The 20,648-nt window shown below is 45.5% G+C and carries 21 protein-coding genes and 1 pseudogene; 18 read left to right on the forward strand and 4 right to left on the reverse strand.

Annotated features, from left to right (window positions below; genetic code table 11):
- Window positions 1-361: 361 nt before the first annotated feature.
- Window positions 362-1,555 (forward strand): NAD(P)/FAD-dependent oxidoreductase, encoded by a 1,194-nt coding sequence (locus AAFP11_RS16985; protein WP_341738133.1) that lies wholly within the window; start codon window positions 362-364, stop codon window positions 1,553-1,555.
- 145 nt (window positions 1,556-1,700) lie between these two features.
- Window positions 1,701-2,420 (forward strand): HAD-IA family hydrolase, encoded by a 720-nt coding sequence (locus AAFP11_RS16990; protein ID WP_341738134.1) that lies wholly within the window; start codon window positions 1,701-1,703, stop codon window positions 2,418-2,420.
- Window positions 2,421-2,636: 216 nt separating this feature from the next.
- Here AAFP11_RS16990 and AAFP11_RS16995 read toward each other — a convergent pair whose 3' ends face one another.
- The 3 genes from AAFP11_RS16995 to AAFP11_RS17005 all read right to left on the reverse strand — a co-directional run bounded on the left by AAFP11_RS16995 (window position 2,637) and on the right by AAFP11_RS17005 (window position 6,959).
- Window positions 2,637-4,100, reverse strand: coding sequence for a serine/threonine-protein kinase (locus AAFP11_RS16995; protein WP_341738135.1), 1,464 nt, complete (start codon window positions 4,098-4,100; stop codon window positions 2,637-2,639).
- A gap of 340 nt (window positions 4,101-4,440) precedes the next feature.
- On the reverse strand, window positions 4,441-5,445 hold the full coding sequence (locus AAFP11_RS17000) for a LysR family transcriptional regulator (protein ID WP_341738136.1): 1,005 nt from the start codon (window positions 5,443-5,445) through the stop codon (window positions 4,441-4,443).
- Between the two features lie 326 nt (window positions 5,446-5,771).
- Window positions 5,772-6,959 (reverse strand): RNA-guided endonuclease TnpB family protein, encoded by a 1,188-nt coding sequence (locus AAFP11_RS17005; RefSeq protein WP_341738137.1) that lies wholly within the window; start codon window positions 6,957-6,959, stop codon window positions 5,772-5,774.
- A 116-nt stretch (window positions 6,960-7,075) separates the two neighbouring features.
- Between AAFP11_RS17005 and AAFP11_RS17010 the strand changes: the two genes are divergently transcribed.
- From AAFP11_RS17010 to AAFP11_RS17080, 15 genes and pseudogenes are all read left to right on the forward strand, one after another.
- Window positions 7,076-7,789, forward strand: a complete 714-nt coding sequence (locus AAFP11_RS17010) for an NnrU family protein (RefSeq protein ID WP_341738138.1) — start codon at window positions 7,076-7,078, stop codon at window positions 7,787-7,789.
- A 44-nt stretch (window positions 7,790-7,833) separates the two neighbouring features.
- Window positions 7,834-8,214 (forward strand): thioredoxin domain-containing protein, encoded by a 381-nt coding sequence (locus tag AAFP11_RS17015; RefSeq protein WP_341738139.1) that lies wholly within the window; start codon window positions 7,834-7,836, stop codon window positions 8,212-8,214.
- 377 nt (window positions 8,215-8,591) lie between these two features.
- The gene (locus AAFP11_RS17020; RefSeq protein WP_341738140.1) at window positions 8,592-10,637 is read left to right on the forward strand and encodes an NAD(P)H-quinone oxidoreductase subunit 5; all 2,046 of its coding nucleotides are present in this window, start codon (window positions 8,592-8,594) and stop codon (window positions 10,635-10,637) included.
- A 672-nt stretch (window positions 10,638-11,309) separates the two neighbouring features.
- Window positions 11,310-12,842, forward strand: a pseudogene (locus AAFP11_RS17025) (NAD(P)H-quinone oxidoreductase subunit 4); the annotation flags it as partial.
- A 303-nt stretch (window positions 12,843-13,145) separates the two neighbouring features.
- A complete protein-coding gene (locus AAFP11_RS17030; RefSeq protein WP_341738141.1) occupies window positions 13,146-14,249 on the forward strand; it encodes an AAA family ATPase in 1,104 nt (367 codons plus the stop codon).
- Entirely contained in the window at window positions 14,249-14,947 is a 699-nt protein-coding gene (locus AAFP11_RS17035) for a DUF4276 family protein (protein WP_341738142.1), read from the forward strand. The genes AAFP11_RS17030 and AAFP11_RS17035 overlap by 1 nt, the downstream gene beginning before the upstream one ends.
- A 434-nt stretch (window positions 14,948-15,381) precedes the next feature.
- Window positions 15,382-15,798, forward strand: a complete 417-nt coding sequence (locus tag AAFP11_RS17040; protein WP_341738143.1) for a hypothetical protein — start codon at window positions 15,382-15,384, stop codon at window positions 15,796-15,798.
- A gap of 203 nt (window positions 15,799-16,001) precedes the next feature.
- The gene (locus AAFP11_RS17045; protein WP_341738144.1) at window positions 16,002-16,211 is read left to right on the forward strand and encodes a type II toxin-antitoxin system HicB family antitoxin; all 210 of its coding nucleotides are present in this window, start codon (window positions 16,002-16,004) and stop codon (window positions 16,209-16,211) included.
- A 3-nt stretch (window positions 16,212-16,214) separates the two neighbouring features.
- On the forward strand, window positions 16,215-16,439 hold the full coding sequence (locus AAFP11_RS17050) for a type II toxin-antitoxin system HicA family toxin (protein ID WP_333303794.1): 225 nt from the start codon (window positions 16,215-16,217) through the stop codon (window positions 16,437-16,439).
- A gap of 26 nt (window positions 16,440-16,465) precedes the next feature.
- The gene (locus AAFP11_RS17055; protein ID WP_341738145.1) at window positions 16,466-16,702 is read left to right on the forward strand and encodes a type II toxin-antitoxin system Phd/YefM family antitoxin; all 237 of its coding nucleotides are present in this window, start codon (window positions 16,466-16,468) and stop codon (window positions 16,700-16,702) included.
- The gene (locus AAFP11_RS17060) at window positions 16,699-17,082 is read left to right on the forward strand and encodes a type II toxin-antitoxin system VapC family toxin (protein WP_341738146.1); all 384 of its coding nucleotides are present in this window, start codon (window positions 16,699-16,701) and stop codon (window positions 17,080-17,082) included. Before AAFP11_RS17055 ends, AAFP11_RS17060 begins: the two co-directional genes overlap by 4 nt.
- Window positions 17,083-17,142: 60 nt before the next feature.
- Window positions 17,143-17,415: a hypothetical protein gene (locus AAFP11_RS17065; protein ID WP_341738147.1), complete on the forward strand. Its 273-nt coding sequence runs from the start codon at window positions 17,143-17,145 to the stop codon at window positions 17,413-17,415.
- Window positions 17,412-17,777 (forward strand): clan AA aspartic protease, encoded by a 366-nt coding sequence (locus AAFP11_RS17070; RefSeq protein WP_341738148.1) that lies wholly within the window; start codon window positions 17,412-17,414, stop codon window positions 17,775-17,777. The genes AAFP11_RS17065 and AAFP11_RS17070 overlap by 4 nt, the downstream gene beginning before the upstream one ends.
- A gap of 118 nt (window positions 17,778-17,895) precedes the next feature.
- Window positions 17,896-18,096, forward strand: a complete 201-nt coding sequence (locus AAFP11_RS17075; protein ID WP_106146251.1) for a type II toxin-antitoxin system HicB family antitoxin — start codon at window positions 17,896-17,898, stop codon at window positions 18,094-18,096.
- The gene (locus AAFP11_RS17080; protein WP_341738149.1) at window positions 18,093-18,299 is read left to right on the forward strand and encodes a type II toxin-antitoxin system HicA family toxin; all 207 of its coding nucleotides are present in this window, start codon (window positions 18,093-18,095) and stop codon (window positions 18,297-18,299) included. Before AAFP11_RS17075 ends, AAFP11_RS17080 begins: the two co-directional genes overlap by 4 nt.
- A gap of 527 nt (window positions 18,300-18,826) precedes the next feature.
- Here the strand turns inward: AAFP11_RS17080 and AAFP11_RS17085 are convergent.
- A complete protein-coding gene (locus AAFP11_RS17085; protein ID WP_341738150.1) occupies window positions 18,827-19,534 on the reverse strand; it encodes a winged helix-turn-helix transcriptional regulator in 708 nt (235 codons plus the stop codon).
- Between the two features lie 183 nt (window positions 19,535-19,717).
- Here AAFP11_RS17085 and AAFP11_RS17090 point away from each other — a divergent pair, with 183 nt between their 5' ends.
- Window positions 19,718-20,635: an SMP-30/gluconolactonase/LRE family protein gene (locus AAFP11_RS17090; protein WP_341738151.1), complete on the forward strand. Its 918-nt coding sequence runs from the start codon at window positions 19,718-19,720 to the stop codon at window positions 20,633-20,635.
- The last annotated feature ends 13 nt before the right edge of the window (window positions 20,636-20,648 follow it).

Here is a 20,648-nt window from a genome sequence, read left to right on the forward strand (position 1 = left end):
GATAGCCGCTAATAGGGAAATGTATAGAGTCGGAAATACAGTGGAGGCTAGGGTTTGGGATAAACAGAGGTTTTGGCACGGGATCGATCGTCTGAGACTGGTAGCAGCGGGAAGACAGGGGTGGGGATCGAGGCAAAAACAGCGATCGACCTAACTTTAGCCTCAGTCTTCCTGATTTTTTGCTTCTGTGAAAATTCGTAACTTGTATTGGGTTTAATTACCTCTATCGGGAGGGGGAAGCAGCAATAATCAAAATTATCTCCTCTCTTCCACTCCCCCTCTTTTTCACTCCCCCCCTCTCCCACTCCCCATCTCGTTACAATAAATAAGTTGCCCAGAATCGATCGCCCCTCAAAACACCATGACTCAACAACAACCCCGGATTTGCATTCTTGGCGGAGGCTTCGGCGGACTCTACACGGCCCTGCGTTTAAGTCAGTTACCCTTCCCCAAAGCCGAAAAACCCGAAATAGTCCTAGTCGATCGCCGCGATCGATTCCTGTTCGTGCCCCTGCTGTACGAACTCCTAACCAACGAACTACAAAGTTGGGAAATTGCCCCACCCTTTACCGAACTATTAGAAAACACAGGGGTGCGCTTTTGTCAAGGCACTGTCTGTGGCATCGACTTAGAAACAAAACGAGTCCAATTACACAACGGCCCAGAATTTGCGTGTGATCGCCTCGTGTTAGCTTTAGGAGGTGAAACCCCTCTAGATATGGTCAATGGTGCAGTTGAGTATGCTTATTCATTTCGCACACTCAAGGACGCTTACCGACTAGAAGAAAGACTGCGATTTTTAGAAGCCAAAAATACCGACAAAATTCGGGTGGCGATCGTCGGTGCCGGTTATTCTGGAGTAGAATTGGCTTGCAAACTAGCCGATCGACTCGGAGAAAAAGGTCGCGTGCGGTTAGTCGAACAAAGCGACATGATTTTGCGGACATCGCCGGAGTTCAACCGAGACGCAGCCACAAAAGCCTTAGAAAAACGACAAGTTTGGACCGACTTAGAAACCAGCGTAGACTCGATCGGATCAGACACAATTTCCTTAATGTACAAAGGACAATTAGATATTCTGCCAGTAGACATAGTATTGTGGACAGTAGGAACTCAAGTTAGTCAAGCAGTGCGATCGCTCCCTCTCAAACAAAACCAACGCGGTCAACTAATCACTACCCCCACATTGCAAATAGTCGATCGTCCAGACATATTTGCCCTAGGAGATATAGCCGAATGTCACGACGCCAGCGGCCAAAAAGTTCCCAGCACAGCCCAAGTAGCCTTCCAGCAAGCTGACTACACAGCCTGGAACATCTGGGCTTCCCTCACCGGTCGGCCTTTACTTCCTTTCCGGTATCAGCCGCTAGGAGAAATGATGACATTAGGAATAGACAACGCCACCATGGCAGGTTTAGGAATTCAACTCGACGGACAACTAGCCCACATTGCTCGCCGCTTAGCCTATCTCTATCGAATGCCAACCTTTGACCATCAAGTGAAAGTTGGTTTCAATTGGATTAGCAGACCGATTCAAGATTTGTTAAAAACTTAATGGTTAATTGCTAATTATTAATTTTTGACAATTAACTGTATTCATTAGTCCGCGTAGGCGGACTTTGTTTGTATAGTAGCGGTTTCAACCGCCGAAGTATCTAACAACCAACAACCAACAACCAATAACAAATAACAAATAACAAATGACAAAAGTAATTTTTTTAGATGCCGCCGGTACACTATTTGACGTGCGCGGTAGCGTCGGCGAAGTCTACGGAAAATTTTCCCGCAGTTGGGGAATAACTGTTTCTAACGAAGAGTTAAATACAGCATTTTTCCAAAGTTTTGCCAACTCAACTCCGATGGCATTTCCCGGAATAGAATCAGCCAAAATTCCCCAACTAGAATTTGAATGGTGGCAAGCAGTTTGCGCTAACGCTTTTCAAATAGCAGGCGTTTTCAATCAATTCTCAGACTTTCCCCATTTCTTTGCCGAACTGTACGCTCATTTTGCCACCGCCGAACCTTGGTTTGTCTATCCCGATGTGTTACCCGCATTAAATAGGTGGCAGCAACAAGGAATAGAATTAGCCGTAGTCTCGAATTTTGATTCACGACTTTATGCCGTATTAAAAGCACTAAATTTAGCAGAATATTTCACATCAGTGACCATTTCCACCGAAGTTGGTGCGGCCAAACCAGACTCAAAAATTTTCACTACCGCTTTGCAAAAACACCACTGCATTGCTGCAAATGTTGTGCATATCGGCGATAGTTTCAAAGCAGATTATTGCGGTGCTATAAATGCTGGCTTAAAATCAATTTGGTTGAATCGAAAACAAGAAGCATTAGAGCTAGTAAAACAACGTTTGACCGAAACAAAAGTAGAGGAATTTTCCCGTTTAGATTTGATTGATTATTAGTTGATGTGACTAATTAATATCAATTCCTATCTTCATCGGAATTATTCATTTCTCTCTGATATCTCTGTGTTCTCTGTGTTCTCTGTGGTTAAATCATTCCGATGCAACCGGAAACGGTATAACAGCCCGCAAGCTAATTAGTTATTAGTTATTTGTTAGTCATAAATAACTAATAACTAATAACAAACAACAAATAACCAATAACAAATAACCAAGTTAAAAAAGATGAGAAAGAAACTTATAAATCAAACGAAATATAGCAGTTGCAGCGATCGCACCTAAAGCCCCCAACCACCCCACAAACAACACGCCCATGATAGTAGCACCAGGATAAATCACAGTTGCCGCCGATCGCAAAGCCGGGAAAAACACCAACAAAGCCAGAGTACCAGCGCCAATAGTCAACATCTCAGTTACTTCCAGCGTTCGGCGATACTGGCCATAAATCAAACCCCCCAGAATCATCCCCAACAATCCCATACTGAGCCCTGGAGACGGCAATAAACTCGTCAGGGCGATCGCCAGCAACCCTCCCTCAAAACCCGTAAACGCCGCCCCCGACAACACCTCCCAGATCGAAAAAGACCCTCTCGGCGAAGGTTGCAAGCCTCCCGGAGGAGTCCCAGGAATTACCGTAGGAGGCAGAGGCTGCGGTGCGATCCCAGGGGGCTGCGGAGTCCCTATCGGAGGCGGTGCCACGACGACTGTAGACTGTTGAGAAGGTGGTTGAGGCCCAGACTTGAGAGCAGCTTCCACCAGGGCCACAGATTGAAAACGCTGGCTGGGAGCTGATAATAACATACGATCGAGAACTTGAGCCAAACGCTCGCTAATCTGCACCCGCGAACGCCAATTCCACTCATTTCTGTAACTATCAAACAGATCCGTCGGCTGCAAACCACTCAGCAAAGTAATACAAGTCACACCCAAAGCATACAAATCCGTAGCCGGATAAACCTCTTGGCCATTCATTTGTTCTGGGGGAGCATAACCCAAAGAATAAATCCCAGTAGAAGCTTTAGCACTTCCAGCACTTTGAGTTACCTGTTTAACCGCCCCAAAATCTAATAGATAAAGCCGACCATTTTTCCCCCGCATAATATTAGCAGGTTTAATATCCCGGTGAATCGAACCGCGAGAGTGAACAAAATCGAGAACCTTCAAAATTCCCCGCAATACTTCCACCGTTTCCGATTCCGAAAACTTGCCTTTTACAGCCAGTTCCTGCTCCAAATTTTCACCATCAATAAATTCTTGAACCAGATAGAAAAACTGATCGGTTTTCCCCGCCTGCAAACTGGGAACAGTCAACTCAAAAAAAGCCAGCAGACTCGGAATTTGCGGGTGTTCGTTGCCCAGTTCTTCCAAAACCGCCGCTTCCCGTTCAAACAGATTCTGAGCGATTGTTAGTTGTGCCGGAGTCAGACTCACCGACGGTTGCAACAGTTTAGCAACGCACTGACGCATCGCCGGAGTATAGCGATCGCGAGCCAGAAAGGCAGCCCCAAAACCCCCTTGACCCAAAAGCCTGACCGGCAAATAGCGGCCGCTCAGAATCAGGGGCATTCCACAGGTTTTGCAATACCTTTGCTGCACAGTTTTCAGCAGCGAACTGTCATCGAGATCGGGAAAATAGTTTTGAGGGCGCGGACATCCTGGGCGCGTGCAGTAAACTTCCATTATCAATTTTAGATTTGAGACAAAAGAATTGAAGAATCGACCCTTAGCTATTCAACCTCATGGTGAGGAGAAGCATTCTCACTACCAAATCAGACCGGGATAGACACAACAATCTAATAGACATCGACCATATTTATTGTGCAACAGACCAGAAAGCCTGTTCAAGACTTACTTTTTTAAAGAAGTCTAATCAACAGTCGCGCCTTTAAATTGTATACTTAAATCCTTGGGGAAAAAAAGTAAAATTCAATCCCCCTCTCCCTTTGTACCCCTGTGTCCCTCCCAAATCAACAAACACTTGAGATGGCTACCCGCCACCCATCGCGCCCCAGTCCACAGATTAACTACCCGCCGAGTTGGGAGATAGAATCTCTCTAGGATCGAACTCAAAGCCGGGAGATTCTTTTATCTCCTTGATACCAGAATAAGTAGCAAAGGAAGGCAAAATTTCATTACTGAAAGCCTCGGCAGCTTTAGAACGATAGCGGTTCGGGTTGCAAATCAGCGACAAAACCCTAGTCACCACCACTTCCTCCATTTGAGATTTGTGCAAAACACCCATCAGCAACTCTTTTTCGATCGCCGAAACCGACACAAATGCAGCACCCAACCCCGACTGCACGGCATTTTTAATCGCCTCGATGGAATTGAGTTCCATCTCAATTTTCAGGCGGCGAGTATCAATGCCGCTGCGAGACAACACCTGATCGATGACTTTACGGATAGTAGACTGGGAATCCAGGGAAATAAACTGCAATTTGTAAAGGTCTTCCTTTTGGATTGTTTCTTGTTTTACCATCGGGTGAGACGGAGGGAGAATCAGAGCCAGTTCGTCCTCAGCATAAGGAACAACATCCAAGGCTTCCAGAAGTTCCGTAGGAATTTCTCCGCCCACAATCGCCAAATCGATTTGTCCGTTAGCCACACTCCAAGCAGTACGACGAGTCGAGTGAACGTGAAGTTGTACCGCCACATCCGGGTATTTTTGCCGAAACATCCCGATCATCCGAGGTAGCAAATAAGTCCCAGTAGTTTGAGATGCCCCCACAATCAAGGTGCCACCTTGAAGATTTTGCAAGTCTTCCAGAGCTCGACAAGTTTCTTGACAAAGCGATAAAATTTTCTCGCCGTAACTCAGCAGCAGGTGTCCCGCTTCCGTGAGTTGAGCCCTACGCCCCCCTCTATCGAACAGCGGCACGTCCAACTGTCTCTCTAAGTTTTGCACCTGCAAGCTAACTGCTGGCTGGGATACATACAGGCTGTCAGCGGCGCGTTTGAAGCTACCTTCAGAAGCGATAGCCTTGAGAATACGTAACTGGTCTAAAGTGAAAGGAAGGTCAGACATATATCTAATTGTCAGTGGTCAGTTGACGGTTGTCAGTTGTCAGTTGACGGTTGTCAGTTGACGGTTGACGGTTGACGGTTGACTGCCATCAGCAAACAGCGAACAGTCAACAGCGAACAGTCAACAGCGAACAGTCAACAGCAAACAGCAAACAGCAAACAGCGAACAGCGAACAGCGAACAGTCAACTGTCAACCGTCAACCGTCAACTGACCACTGAATGCTCCCATAGATACTTTGTGACACAAATTGGCCACGAATCAATAACTTTTCTTAATATTTACATTGACATCCTCCCCGGCGTGAACGCATGGGGATTCCCAAACCTTACGATTTAGGTTTCTGCTTCTGTCCCTGACGGGGTTTCGCACCAGCCTTCACAGATTTACTCTGTTCGGGTCTTACGGTCGCTCCACAGACTGCAACGGCAAGCCCTGCCGCCAAAATGTTCTTTGCTGCATTGATGTCTCGGTCATGGTGCGTCCCGCAATTAGGACAATCCCATTCCCGGATATTCAACGGCATCTTTTCAACGATGTGGCCACAATTGCCACATCGTTTTGAACTCGGAAACCATCGGTCAATCTTGATTAAAGTACGGCCGTACCACTTGCACTTGTATTCAAGTTGTCTGACCAATTCACCCCAACTTGCATCACTGATAGCTAGGGCGAGTTTCCGATTTTTAACCATGTTTTTCACAGCTAAGTCCTCAATGGCAATTGTTTGGTTTTCGCGCACCAGTTGAGTGGTTAGTTTGTGAAGGTTATCTTTTCTTGCATCAGTAATTTCTTGATGCACTCTCGCTACTTTGAGTCGTGCTTTGTGGCGGTTGTTAGACCCTTTTTGCTTTCGGCTTAAAGATTTCTGCGCTCTCCTGAGTTTTCGATACTTTGCCTTAAATCCTTTGGGATTGGTAATTTTTTCACCAGTGTCCAGAGTGAGTAAACTCGCAATTCCTAAGTCAATGCCAACTTGATTGTCGCAGGAGGGTAACGTCTTAATCTCAACATCTACCAAGAGAGAGACTGACCACCTACCAGACGGTGCAAGCTTCACACTTAAGGTTGATGGTGTCGCACCGCTCGGCAGTGTTCGACTCCAGCGAATAGGCAGTGCTTGCGCGCACTTTGCTAAGTAGACTTGTCCGTTTTTAAACTTAAAAGCAGATTTGGTAAACTCTGCGCTACCGCCATTCCGCTTTTTCTTAAAATTGGGGTATTTCGCTCGCCCATCAAAGAAGTTAGTATAAGCTGTTTGCAGGTGTCGCAAACATTGCTGCAATGGCACGCAGCTAACTTCATTAAGAAAATCCAGTTCTTCCGTTTTCTGACCTTCGGTTAACATACTAGAAGTTTCAGCATAGCCGATTCTCTTTTGATCTTCATACCATCCTTGGGTCCTTGCGACTAAAGCACGGTTATAGACCAAACGGGTACAGCCCAGTGTGCGTCGCAACAAACTTTCTTGTTCTGGCGTTGGGTAGAATCGATAGCTGAAGGCTTTTAGTGTCATGCTCACCTTGAGCGCGTTACTTTCACACTCTAGCAAGTCCCGTGTGAAATAGCAGGTTTTAACAAAACTTCAAGTAAAGCCGTCCTAAAAGGACGGGGTTTCTACCCATTTTTCTGATGACGATCGACTTGGCGCTCAACTCCCACTTAATTATTCTCGGACTTTTACTCGGTTTTGCCTCCGCCCACAGCGGTTTAGCAGCCCTCCGCCCCAAAGCTGAAAAGCTCATAGGGGCAAGACTTTACCGCGTTTTATTTGCCCTAGTCAGTTTGCCCCTAGCAGTCATTCTGATTGTCTACTTTTTCAACCACCGCTACGACGGTATACAGCTTTGGCAGCTACAAGGCATCCCCGCTATCAAACCTCTAGTTTGGATACTTTCGGCAATTTCTTTCCTGTTTCTATACCCAGCAACTTTCAATCTCCTCGAAATTGCCGCCATCCAAAAACCCCAAGTTCACCTCTACGAAACCGGCATCATCCGCATCACCCGCCACCCGCAAATGGTGGGACAGGTGATTTGGTGCATAGCCCATACCCTCTGGATTGGCACTAGCTTTACCCTCCTGACTTCCATTGGTTTGGTACTTCACCACCTGTTCGGAGTGTGGCACGGTGACAGGCGACTTCAGGCCCGTTTTGGCGAATCCTTTGAAACCATCAAATCTCGGACATCAATTTTGCCATTTTTGGCTATCCTCCAAAAACGTCAAAGCCTTGATTTGCTTGAGTTTTTGCGCCCTTCCTATGTAGGTGTAGTCATTTTTACTACCCTGCTGTGGAAAATTCATCCTTTTTTGATGCGTGCGACTGGGAACATATACTGGTAGCATGATCCCTAGGATAGAAAAAATTTATTAATTTTTGAGGGATCATGGTGTTGTCCGTTAGCGAACGCACTTTTGCACAAGAGGTTTTTCAAGCATCTACCCCCGTGTTAGTTCATTTTTGGGCGCCCTGGTGCGGTCTGTGCCGCGCGATCGACCCTACGCTCACAACATTTGAGAGACAGTGGGCAGGAAAAGTCAAGCTCCTAGGGGTGAATGCCGATGAAAGTTTGAAATTAGCCAACACTTATCGCCTGACAAGTCTCCCGACGCTGATTTTGTTTGAAGGGGACAAAGTTCGATTTAGATTTGAACATTACCAAGGACGGGAGGAACTGCGCCGGACTCTCGACTCCTGGATGCTGGCGACCTCTGGGGTATATGCCCCAACTCAACGGCTGCAACCCCAGGAAGCAGTCAACAGGTAACAATTCAACGGTTCAAAGGCATTCGGCTCTTGTGTAGCAAATATTCGGCTGGTATGTAGAAGGCAGAAGGAATTCCCCATTTGTCGATCGCTATGCCTCTAATTACTAATTAAGTGGACAACGATTGACAATAAGTACATACACAGCTAAACCGATCGGCATCCGATCCAAAATAAATATCGCAGTCTTGGAGACACAGGACTGCGAGATTTGTCTATCTATGTTTTGAAATAGATTTAAATAAGACCGGGCGGTTTCAACCGCCGTCTTATCTGATCTTAAGAATTGTAGAGAGTCTTTCTACCCATTCATGCAGGCTTGTGTGACAATTGTTTACAGTTTTGTCAATCTAGTAGAAACTTTAAACTTCATCAGTCATGGAACTGCTTTATCAATACGCTTGGCTGATTCCAGTCCTGCCACTGGCAGGCGCAATGCTAGTAGGTCTAGGCTTAATCACCTTTAACCAAGCCACCAACAAACTCCGGCAAGGGAATGCGATACTAATCGTCTCCACGCTCGGAGGGTCAATGGTACTCTCTTTTGCATTGTTGTGGAGTCAACTACAGGGTCACGCACCCTACACCCGCACTATTCAGTGGGCTTCTGCTGGGGACTTCTCGCTGAATATGGGCTACGTCATCGACCCCCTGACTTCGGTCATGTTGGCGATCGTCACTACGGTCGCCTTTTTAGTGATGATTTATACCGATGGCTACATGGCTCACGATGACGGGTACGTGCGTTTTTACGCCTATCTCAGCATCTTCAGCGCCTCGATGCTAGGTCTAGTAGTCAGCCCCAACATCGTTCAGATTTATATCTTCTGGGAACTCGTAGGTATGTGTTCCTACCTGCTAGTGGGATTTTGGTACGATCGCAAACCCGCTGCTGACGCCTGCCAAAAAGCCTTCGTCACCAACCGCGTCGGCGACTTCGGCCTGCTGCTGGGCATCCTCGGCATTTACTGGGCCACCGGCAGCTTTGAATTTGACGTGATGGGGGAGCGCCTGCACTCCTTAGTCGAATCCGGTGCCCTGAGCGCCACTTTGGCCACCATCTTCGGAGTCCTGATATTTTTGGGACCAGCGGCCAAATCCGCTCAATTCCCCCTCCACGTCTGGCTACCAGACGCCATGGAAGGCCCGACACCAATTTCAGCTCTGATCCACGCCGCGACAATGGTAGCCGCCGGTGTCTTCCTGATTGCTCGGATGTACCCAGTATTTGAAGGGTTGCCAGCAGTCATGAATTTAATCGCCTGTACGGGCTGTTTTACAGCATTTATGGGCGCTTCGATCGCCATTACCCAAAATGACATCAAAAAAGGCCTAGCCTACTCTACCATCTCCCAATTGGGCTACATGGTAATGGCAATGGGAGTCGGCGCTTACAGTGCCGGACTGTTCCACTTGATGACCCACGCTTACTTCAAAGCCATGCTGTTCCTGTGTTCTGGTTCAGTGATTCACGGCATGGAAGATGTCGTCGGGCACAACCCCGCCCTCGCTCAAGATATGCGACTGATGGGCGGGTTGCGGAAATATATGCCGATTACGGCAACTTGCTTCTTAATCGGAAATTTGGCAATCTGTGGCATTCCGCCGTTTGCCGGTTTTTGGTCAAAAGACGAAATCCTCGCCCAAGCTTTCCAAGCAAATCCCGCTCTGTGGGCTGTGAGCTGGGTAACGGCTGGGATGACCGCGTTTTATATGTTCCGGATGTATTTCAGCACCTTTGAGGGCGAATTCCGGGGTAATGACAACGCCATCAAACAGCAACTTCTGCAACCAGGTTTGGTTTTCGGTCCTGGGGCGATGAATGTTAAGGAATTGGCCACAACTGGGGAAAGTCACGATGAACACGACCATTTCCCTCATGAATCTCCGTTAACAATGGCTCTGCCTTTAGTGGTGTTGGCAATACCTTCTGTGTTAATTGGTTTTGTCGGTACGCCATTTGCTAATTATTTTGAGCAGTTTATCCATGCTCCTGGTGAGTCTCTCGAAGAAGTATTGGAACACGCCGCCGAGTTCGATTTGACGGAATTTCTAATCATGGGCGGAAGTTCTGTAGGTATTGCTTTGTTGGGCATTACTTTGGCTTCTCTGATGTATTTGAGCCGGAAAATTGATGCAAATGCGATCGCCCAAAAAATCAAACCGCTTTACGAATTCTCCCTCAACAAGTGGTATCTAGACGACATCAACGAATTTCTGTTTGTCAAAGGCAGTCGCCGTTTAGCGCGGCAAGTCATGGAAGTGGATTTGCGAGTCGTCGATGGTGTGGTCAATTTGACTGGTTTTCTCGCCCTGGTAACAGGCGAAGGATTGAAATACATTGAAAACGGTCGCGCTCAATTTTATGCCCTGATTGTGTTTGTTGCAGTTCTGGGTTTTGCGATCGTTTCGGGAGTTAGTTAAATCCGTAGGGAAACGGCAATGCTCATTGGTGTCAACTTAACTTCTAACCCAGTCACAGACTGCTGGCAAGACTATTAAATCTAGATCCCCCCTAGCCCCCCTTAAGAAGGGGGGGATAAGAGTCCGATCAAAGTCCCCCTTCTTAAGGGGGATTTAGGGGGATCTAGACTTAGCTATGAACGAGAGATACCAAGGCTTTCAGGCTTAAGTTGACACCTATGGGCAATGCTGTCTCCTCCCTTGTAAGTTTCTGTAGGGTGCGTCGCCATAAGATTATGATAGATTACCCAAAAATTTGCCAGCGACGCACCCTACTTTCTAGAGCGTGTTCTCAAACTCTTCTGTAGGTTGGGTTAAGCGTAGCGAAACCCAACAAATCTAAGAAAAATGTTGGGTTTCGTGACACGGGCCCAACCTACAATTTAAGGCAATTCTTTTGAGAGAAAACACGCCCGTTCCCCTTAATAAGGGGGGAACGGGTAGTAGCTCAATAACTCATAATTGACCATTAGCAAATAGAAATAAATCTTTGATTAAACTCGAATTATGCGATCGCATCATTCGTAGCAATTATTGCAAAAATTACGTTTAGTATAAAGAAAGTATAAAATTTAGAGCAAAATTGCCAAAATATGTTTAAACCTAATAATTGATGGATAATTTTAAAACGCAATGGATACAGCTAACTTTCCCTGGTTAACAACAACAATCCTGTTTCCTATTGCTGCGGCTTTGCTGATTCCTTTAATTCCCGATAAGGATGGCAAGACGGTGCGGTGGTATGCTTTGATTGTCGGTTTGATTGATTTTGCTCTGCTTGTTTACGCTTTTTACACTCAGTACGACTTCAGCAATCCGGGACTGCAACTGGTAGAAAGTTATACTTGGGTACAGCAACTGGATTTGAATTGGTCTGTGGGTGCTGATGGTTTATCGATGCCGCTGATTTTGCTGACTGGTTTTATTACTACTTTAGCTACTTTAGCAGCTTGGCCAGTTACGTTTAAACCGAAGCTATTTTACTTTTTGATGCTGACAATGTACGGCGGGCAAATAGCCGTTTTTGCCGTGCAGGATATGTTGCTATTTTTCCTGGTTTGGGAATTAGAATTAGTGCCGATTTACCTGATTTTGTCCATCTGGGGTGGCAAAAAACGGCTCTACGCAGCAACTAAGTTTATTCTGTACACGGCGGGCGGTTCGCTGTTTATTTTGGTTGGTGCGCTGACGATGGCGTTTTATGGCGATACGGTGACTTTTGATATGCGGGCGATCGCACTTAAAGACTTCGCCCCCAATATCGAATTGCTACTATACGCAGGTTTCCTAATAGCTTACGGTGTCAAACTGCCGATTTTCCCCCTACACACTTGGCTCCCCGACGCTCACGGCGAAGCCACCGCACCAGCCCATATGTTGCTAGCAGGAATTCTGCTAAAAATGGGTGGCTACGCTTTGTTGCGGATGAATGCAGGAATGCTCCCGGATGCTCACGCTGTCTTCGCACCGATTTTGGTAATTTTGGGTGTGGTAAACATTGTTTACGCTGCTTTAACTTCTTTTGCGCAGCGAAACTTGAAGCGGAAAATTGCTTATTCTTCGATTTCCCACATGGGCTTTGTGTTAATCGGGATAGCTTCGTTTACCGATTTGGGAATTAGCGGTGCAATGCTGCAAATGGTTTCCCACGGTTTAATTGGGGCGAGTTTGTTCTTTATGGTTGGTTGCACTTACGATCGCACTCACACCCTCATGCTCGACGAAATGGGCGGTGTTGGGCAGAAAATGCGTAAGGTTTTCGCCATGTGGACTGCTTGTTCTATGGCTTCTTTGGCATTGCCCGGAATGAGCGGTTTTGTAGCAGAATTGATGGTGTTTGTCGGTTTTGCAACCAGCGATGCTTACAATCCAGTATTTAAGGTTTGCGTGGTATGTTTAGCTGCTGTCGGGGTGATTTTGACTCCGATTTATCTGCTTTCAATGCTGCGGGAAATCTTCTACGGCCCGGAAAACAAGGAATTGGCGGAACATGAAGAATTGGTGGATGCAGAACCGCGTGAAGTGTTTATCATTGCTGCGCTGTTAGTGCCGATTATTGGCATTGGTTTGTATCCGAAGATGTTGACTCAGGTTTATGATGCGACGACGGTTCAGTTGACGGCAAGATTGCGCGATTCTGTGCCTTCGTTGGTGGCTAAGGCTGCTGCGGATAAAACGGTGTCTTTGCGTGCTCCGGCGATCGAACTTAGTAAGTTGTGATTTGAACGAGATTTAGGAATAAAACCCCCAAACCCTATTTTTCAGAGAGTTTGGGGGTTTTCTGTTTTTGTTGATAGACAAATCCGGCAAACTTTGGTTTTCAAGTAATCTGGAGTTGGGTTTGAGAAACAAAGTGGGTATGGGGTCAAGGAGCGCGATCGGAGTGTTAGACCGTAACAGCGGTATAATTAATAGTTAGACATTATGCAAAAAAGCAAACACACCATCGCAGACTTAGGAGACTGACTTTTGAATAGGCTACAAAGATTAACCCTCAATGGATTTAAGTCTATTAAGGCAATAGATATTCAGCTACATCCCCTAAATATCCTGATTGGAGCAAATGGAGCAGGAAAGAGCAATCTCATCTCGTTTTTCAAGATGCTAAACGAGATGATGGCTGGACGCTTCCAACAGTTTATTGGTGTATCTGGTCGAGCTCAATCCCTCCTATATTTTGGACCTAAGACAACGCCCCAAATAGAAGCAAAACTAGAATTTGAAGTCGAAAATGGGGTGGACTCCTATCATTTTCGGCTGTTTCATGCGGCTGGTGATACCCTTATTTTTGCCGAAGAGACTTTGAGCTTTCTACAAACAGGCAGGACATCCCCAAGGACTGACGAATTAGGTGCAGGACATCAGGAAACCAGAATCAAAGAAGCAGCAAAGGAAGGTAAGCAAACGGCTAAAATGCTGGAATATTTGCTGAATCGTTGCCGTGTATACCATTTTCATGACACATCTTCTACGGCGGGAGTCCGACAATCCTGTTACGTTGGTGACAGCCGATGGCTAATGCCCGATGCTGGAAATTTAGCTGCATTACTTCTGAGGTTCCGTGAAGAAAATGAGGGTGCAGCTTATCAACGCATTATCGGAACCATCCGTCTTATTGCACCGTTCTTCGATGACTTTGTTCTTGAGCCAGACGCATCTAATCGCGTCATTCTCAACTGGCGAGAAAAGGGGTCCGATCGGGTATTTGGGCCGCATCAATTTTCAGATGGTACTTTGCGTGCCATATGTCTTGCCACGCTGCTCTTACAGCCAGAAGATGAACTGCCAGAACTCATTGTCGTTGATGAGCCGGAATTAGGGCTGCACCCCTACGCTCTAAATGTTGTGGCAGATTTGTTTAGTAAGGCTGCACTCCATACGCAAATTCTCATTAGCACTCAATCTAGTTCTTTCTTGGATAATTTCGATCCTGACGATGTAATTGCGGTGAATCGAGAGGGCAAGGAATCGCAATTTAAGAGGCTAAATCCCACAAAATTAGATGCTTGGCTTGACGAGTATAGTCTGGGAGAAATTTGGGAGAAAAATATCATTGGGGGAGGACCACATTAATGGTGCGTCTCTACCTATTTGCCGAAGGACAAACCGAGCAGACATTCGCTGACACTTTGATAAAACCGCACTTAGCTCTACATAAGGTGTTTATGAATCGTCCTAGGCTAATTGCTCATGCTAGGAAAAATGGGAAAGTGCACCGCGGTGGTGGACGCAATTATGCACCGATGAAAAACGATATCCTGCGATCGCTCAAGGAAGATAGCAATTCCGATGTATTTTTTACTACCATGATTGATTTGTATGCTATTCACCCTGATTTTCCGGGATTAGCTGAATCTGAGCGTATGCGTCAAGATCCGATACGGCGAGTTGAATTTTTAGAGGAACACTTTGCGGAGGATATTGGTGATCGTAGATTCATTCCTTATATTCAGTTACATGAATATGAAGCATACCTGTTTTCTGACCCAACGTGTTTTGAGTACCTTGATGCTGGACGGACAAAAGAGATTGAAGCTCTCCAAGCTATCGCTAGTCAATATCAGACACCTGAGTTAATCAACGATGGGCCGCAAACAGCACCTAGCAAGCGTATCATGGCGCAGTTTCCTGATTACGGAAAAGCGAAGTCTACTTTTGGGTCACAGTTAGCTGAAAAAATTGGATTGCCAGTAATTCGGAGCAAATGCTCTCACTTCAACAAATGGCTGTCACGACTTGAATCTTTGAATGAAAAAGGCGTTAGTAGTTGACTGTCTAACAAAAAAATTACCAGTAGAGCGATCGCCCTTCAATTCGGTACGATCGCTCTTTTAGTTTCTAGCCTTATTGTTCTACGAAGAGTTCTGTCTTCAGAAGTTGAAAACCTTATCTGCAAGTGAACAAGATGCGTTATCGATCGGATATTGGCGTTAGTTTGTTCGCCTGTGACGTTTAACAACCACGCTGCACCGGAACGCCTCAATATAGTTGATTGAGATGCAAAGGTTATTCGCGTCCGGTGAGCGTGAACGTTGGGTTGCATTTTCGTTAGGTTTTTAGCATGAATGGTTATCTCATCTACCATCCGTCTCGTGCTGTAGCAGCGCTTGATGCTACTGTCGTTTATCACGATCGTATTGGCGGTAATCAAGATCCATACATTTGGAACAAGCAATTTCTGCATACGTATTGTCACATTACGCAGATGAAACCTAATGTTGGAGATATCAACTTTTGGGTGAGTGGCGATTCCTTTCCAAATTTCTGTCGTCTCTATTGCGATCTCGTATTTGTTGTTGCAGAAAAAGTGTATTGGGGAAATGCCAATATCATCGATCGCAATGACGTGATTGTTGATAATGATGAGGCATACAACGATCACTACCGTTGGGCGATGCACCAGCATCATTTGAAACGTCGCCGTAGGTATACTCTAAAAGCAGATCCAGAGTACAGTTTTCAGCCGCAAGATATTGAGAACAACTTAATTGATATTATTCCTTTCTTGATCGAGCAGGGAATAACTATTGATGATGTGCGTCAAGGTATGCGATCGGGTTTTAATTCCAAACCGTTGCGGTTGGAGTCTCTTGCATCCAAGCTTTACAATTGGTTTGAATAGAATGCTCCAATCAAGCTTGATGGATTACAATTACAAAATCTTAGGAAAAAAAATCCACAGCTTGCCAGTCTGTGAGTATTGAATTGCTTATTGAAATCGCTCTCTGAATTTATAGTCTTAATTGTTGTTTTTTGTGAGACATATCTGCTATACTTAGAGCTGTTCGGTTTTGCTTAAAAATCAAGCTGTTTGAATTTAACTTTATGAGAACGTTCACTGCGGTTGTTGAGAAAGACCATGAAACTGCTTTGTATGTAGGCTATGTTCCCGGTTTCCCAGGAGCGCATTCTCAAGGAGAAACTTTAGACGAATTACAAGCGAACCTGCATGAAGTGATCGAGATGTTGTTGGAAGATGAGAATCTAACGTTCAATACAGAGTTTGTTGGTACTCAACAAATTGTAGTTGCGTAGGTTATGAGCAATATTCCTGTTTTGAAGCCCCAAGAGATTGTTCGCATCTTAGAAAATCTTGGGTTTGTGGAGGTTCGTCAGAAGGGATCGCACAAACAGTTTCGTCATGAAGATGGTCGAGGAACCACTGTTCCATTTCATAAAGGTCGCGATATTTCTCCGAGATTGCTGCGACAGATTGCAGGTGATATTGAATTGACCGTTGAAGAGTTTTTAGAGTCGTGGTAAAATAAATACGCACTAGAGGCATTTTTATGTTGAACGTGACAGTTGACGAAATTCAGCGCGATCCTTCAAAGTATCTGCGTCAAGTGGAAGCAGGTGCAACTTTTGTGATCCTGCAAGCAGATAAGCCGATCGCCGAACTCAGACCTATTTCTAGCACCAAACAATTGCGACCATTTGGTTTGTGTGCAGGCGAGTTTACCGTTGCAGATGATTTCGACGCTCCTTTGCCGGAAGATATCCTCAGTGCATTTGAAGGTAAATGAAGATTCTGCTAGATACGCACATATTTTTATGGTTCATCAGTGGTGACACGCAGTTATCAACAGATGTTCGAGATGCAATTCGCGATCCAGATAATGAGGTCTATTTGAGTGCAGTTTCAGTCTGGGAAGCAATTGTCAAGTACCAGTTGGGTAAGTTACCTCTGCCGGAGCATCCCGAAACATATTTACCCAAACAGCGCGATCTTCATCAAATAGTCAGTCTTGCTCTTGATGAAAGTAGTGTAGCTCAACTGGCTAAACTGCCACCATTACATCGCGATCCATTTGACAGAATGCTGATCTGTCAAGCTTTAGAGAATGGTATGACTATTGCGACAGTAGATGGAGCAATTCGTGCCTACTCAGTCAGCGTTATGTAGCCGTGTAAGTGAGCTATCATATCCATAACAGCATCAAGAATTACAAAAAAGGAAAAATGTATGCAAACAATCCTTTTGAGTCGTGAAGAAGTCGCGCGTCGTGCGAAACATTTGTATGAGAGCACCATCCGCAAAAAAATAGAGTTAGAAGAAAATATTGGCAAGATGGTCATCATTGACATAGAAACAGGTGACTACGAAGTTGATGAAACTGGGCTAAAAGCCGCGCATAGTCTGAGGGCAAAGCATCCGTATGCTCGACTTTTTGGCATTCGTATTGGTTACAATGTGGCTGCCTCGTTGGGTGGTGTAATGGAGCGTGTCAGCAAGTGATTTCTGGTATTGTGACGGATAGGCACGCGATCGTCGCGTTGACATTTATCCTCCCAAGCGGCTCGACTTTCCCGATCGAGTTTGTCATAGACACGGGCTTCACTGACTACCTATGTTTGCCACCGGAGGCAGTTACCTTGCTGGGGTTGCCGTTCCTGTACGATCTGCCTGTAAACTTAGCAGATAACAGTGAAGTCCTAGTAGCAGTTCACGAAGCAATCATCCTTTGGGACGGGGAAGAACGAGAAGTTCGTATATTCGCTACAGGGCGAAGACCTCTGATTGGAACTGCTTTGTTGGAGGAGCAAGAACTTGTGATTCAGTTCACTGAGGGGGGGTTAGTGACGATTGATGAGTTGTAGTTTCAACGCTCGATCGCAATACCCAATACTTCAAAATTACCAGTGGGGTGATCGCGCTCTTCACAAGTTTTGAAGCAATGCGCTAAAATTCTTAGCAAATAGCTATTAAAGATTGCTCATGAAGATTAAGGCGATTATCTGGCAAGAAGATGGTGTATGGTGCGGCTCAGTTCCAGCACTTCCAGGTTGTCACACATGGGGAGAGAGTTATGAACAGTTATTAGAGATGCTGGAAGATGCTGTTCAGGGTTGGCTTGAAGTCGCCAGTCAGCAAAATGAACTTGCGCCCGATAAACAGTTAATTGAGTTATCTCTATGAAATCTGTTTCTGGCAAAGCACTCTGCAAAATTGTTGAGCGATCTGGTTGGGAGCTAAAAAGAATCACTGGTAGCCATCATATCTACGCAAAAGAGGATGTTGCAGTTATCCTCTCTATTCCTGTGCATAGCAATCGAGACTTACCTACTGGAATCTTAAGAATTCTTCTCAAGGATGCTGGGATTAGTGAAGAATATCTGTAACAGTAGCCTTCAATGAGTATCGCGCAGGTAAAACCCAAGAACTCGATCCAGAAACATTGTGAAGTGTCATCTACTTGAGAGCTGGTTCAGATACTGTATCTGAACCAGCTCGAATTAGATTTTGTTGGCAACCAAACATGACTCATCCTCCTATAATATAGTACAGCAAAAAGCCGGATAAATCATGAAGAAACGTTTAGATTTTCGGATCGAGGGATTTGAGTTTGAGATTCTTGAGCAATACTGCAAGGACGTGGGTAGAACCAAGACCGATGTACTTAGAGAATTAATTAGGACATTGAAAGAGAAGAAAAAGCCGTCGTAGAACGACGGGGCTTCAGACCCCGTTTTTTGGTGAAAAACAGATACTGCGATTGCTTTCCTACCCTTCGGGAACCCCTACGGGGAACGGATCGCTTACGCTAACGCTATTCGCTCGCAATGACAAAAAAATATTAACTGAACCGTATTGCGCTATTACCATATCTGTGTTGTCTACGGCAGTTGATTGGGAATATTGGGCTGCTTTAGTTATCTACTAGCGACCCAGTTAAACTAGCTAGAGAGCAAACTAATTCTGCGATATCCACAGGCTGAGTCAGACAAATCTGGAAACCAGAGCGAAGAGCTTGCCGACGATCGCCAGAACTTGCAACAGCGATCAGTGCGATCGTGGAAATTTGCTTGCCTTGCGCTGACTCCAGCTCTTTGATTTGATGAACGAGCGTGTATACTTGGTCGTCTGGCATATCTGTGTCAATGACCAAGGCTTGAGGTTGTGTTAGATCGAAAGTCTGTAGCGCCTCGATTGTGGAGGTAGCGATCGCTACTTGCACCCCGTGAGATTCCAGTTCCGATCGCAAAAAACCTCCCATTTCTGGACTAACAATAAGAACGCGCAAGCCTGTCAAATCCCGTAAACCAAACTTAAATTCAGGCAGTTGATTTTTTCCCCATTCGCACATTAACTCGATGATCGGGCTGAGCGTTTCGCCTAAAGGCGTGATGGAGTATTCTACTCGTCGAGGCATCTCACGATAGGCTTCTCGATCAATCAAACCATCTTTTTCCAACTCCCGCAATTGCTGCGTCAAAATTTTGGCGGAGATTCCAGGAATAAGATGTTTCAGTTCTCCAAAGCTTTTCCTGTGCTGCCTTAGCCACCACATAATCACACTTTTCCACTTTCCACTAATGCGTTCAATCGTCAGCTCAACTGGACATCCAAATTTCATAGGTAAAACATTTCCATTAGTATCCATTTGGTAACTATAGATGTGACTGTGCTACTCTCGATTCAGCGTTGGGTGAGTGCCCTTCGCGCAAATAATATCGAAGTCTCGTCGCACTGTCCATTCTTTTCAGTGTCTGACCAACTTGTGGATTGTCTGACTATACTCGAAAAAGGAACGATCGCAATGTCTACACCAATTGGATTACCGCCTATCTTTGAAAGCACTCCCATTGAGTTGATGCCAAGCCAACAAATCGCTGAATTTCCTGCCAATACATTTCTAGAAAGTATCGCGATCGACTCTGACAATACGTTATTTATCACCAACCATTTTGAAGGAAAGATCGTTCGCATCGGGCAAGATCGAATCCCCGTAACTCATGCCACGATATCGGGAAAGGCAACAGGTCTAGCTTTTCTGTCAGAAACAGAACTATTGCTGACAGGTTGGAATCAAGATGGAATTTCCACCATCTTTAAAGTTTCATCTCAAGGTTCAGTAGAAACTTTACTAACAATGCCAGATGCAATCTTCCTGAATGGAATCACGCATCTGAATGGTAGTCGGTATGCGATCGCTGATTCCTATCGAGGTGCGATTTGGGAATTAGATGTAGCCCAAGTCAGCACTCGCATTTGGCTCGAACATCCTTTGTTGGCGCGAACCTCCGCAGAGCAAGAAATTCCCGGAGCTAATGGACTCAAAATCTTTAACAATGTGCTTTATGTATCGAATACCCAAAAGCAGCATATTGTTCGGATTCCGATTCTCGAAGATGCTCAACCGGGCGAACCAACAATTTTTATCGATCGCGTAAACATTGACGACTTTGCCTTCGATCGCAACGGTAATCTATACGGCACTACACACATTTATAACAGTGTGGTCAAGATTACACCAGATGGTAAAATAACCACGATCGCCCAAGCAGAACAAGGAATGGCAGGAACTACAGCCTTAGCATTCGGTCGTACAGGGCGCGATCGCACTAATATTTACGTGGTAAGCAACGGTGGTATGTCGTACCCATTGCCATCAGGAATTGAGTCAGCAAAAGTTGTATGTCTAGAAATTGGTACTGAAGGATTACCGCTAATCTAGTTGGAAGTTTTTT

Source organism: Microcoleus sp. CAWBG640, from assembly GCF_020883015.1.
Classification (GTDB): domain Bacteria; phylum Cyanobacteriota; class Cyanobacteriia; order Cyanobacteriales; family Microcoleaceae; genus Microcoleus; species Microcoleus anatoxicus.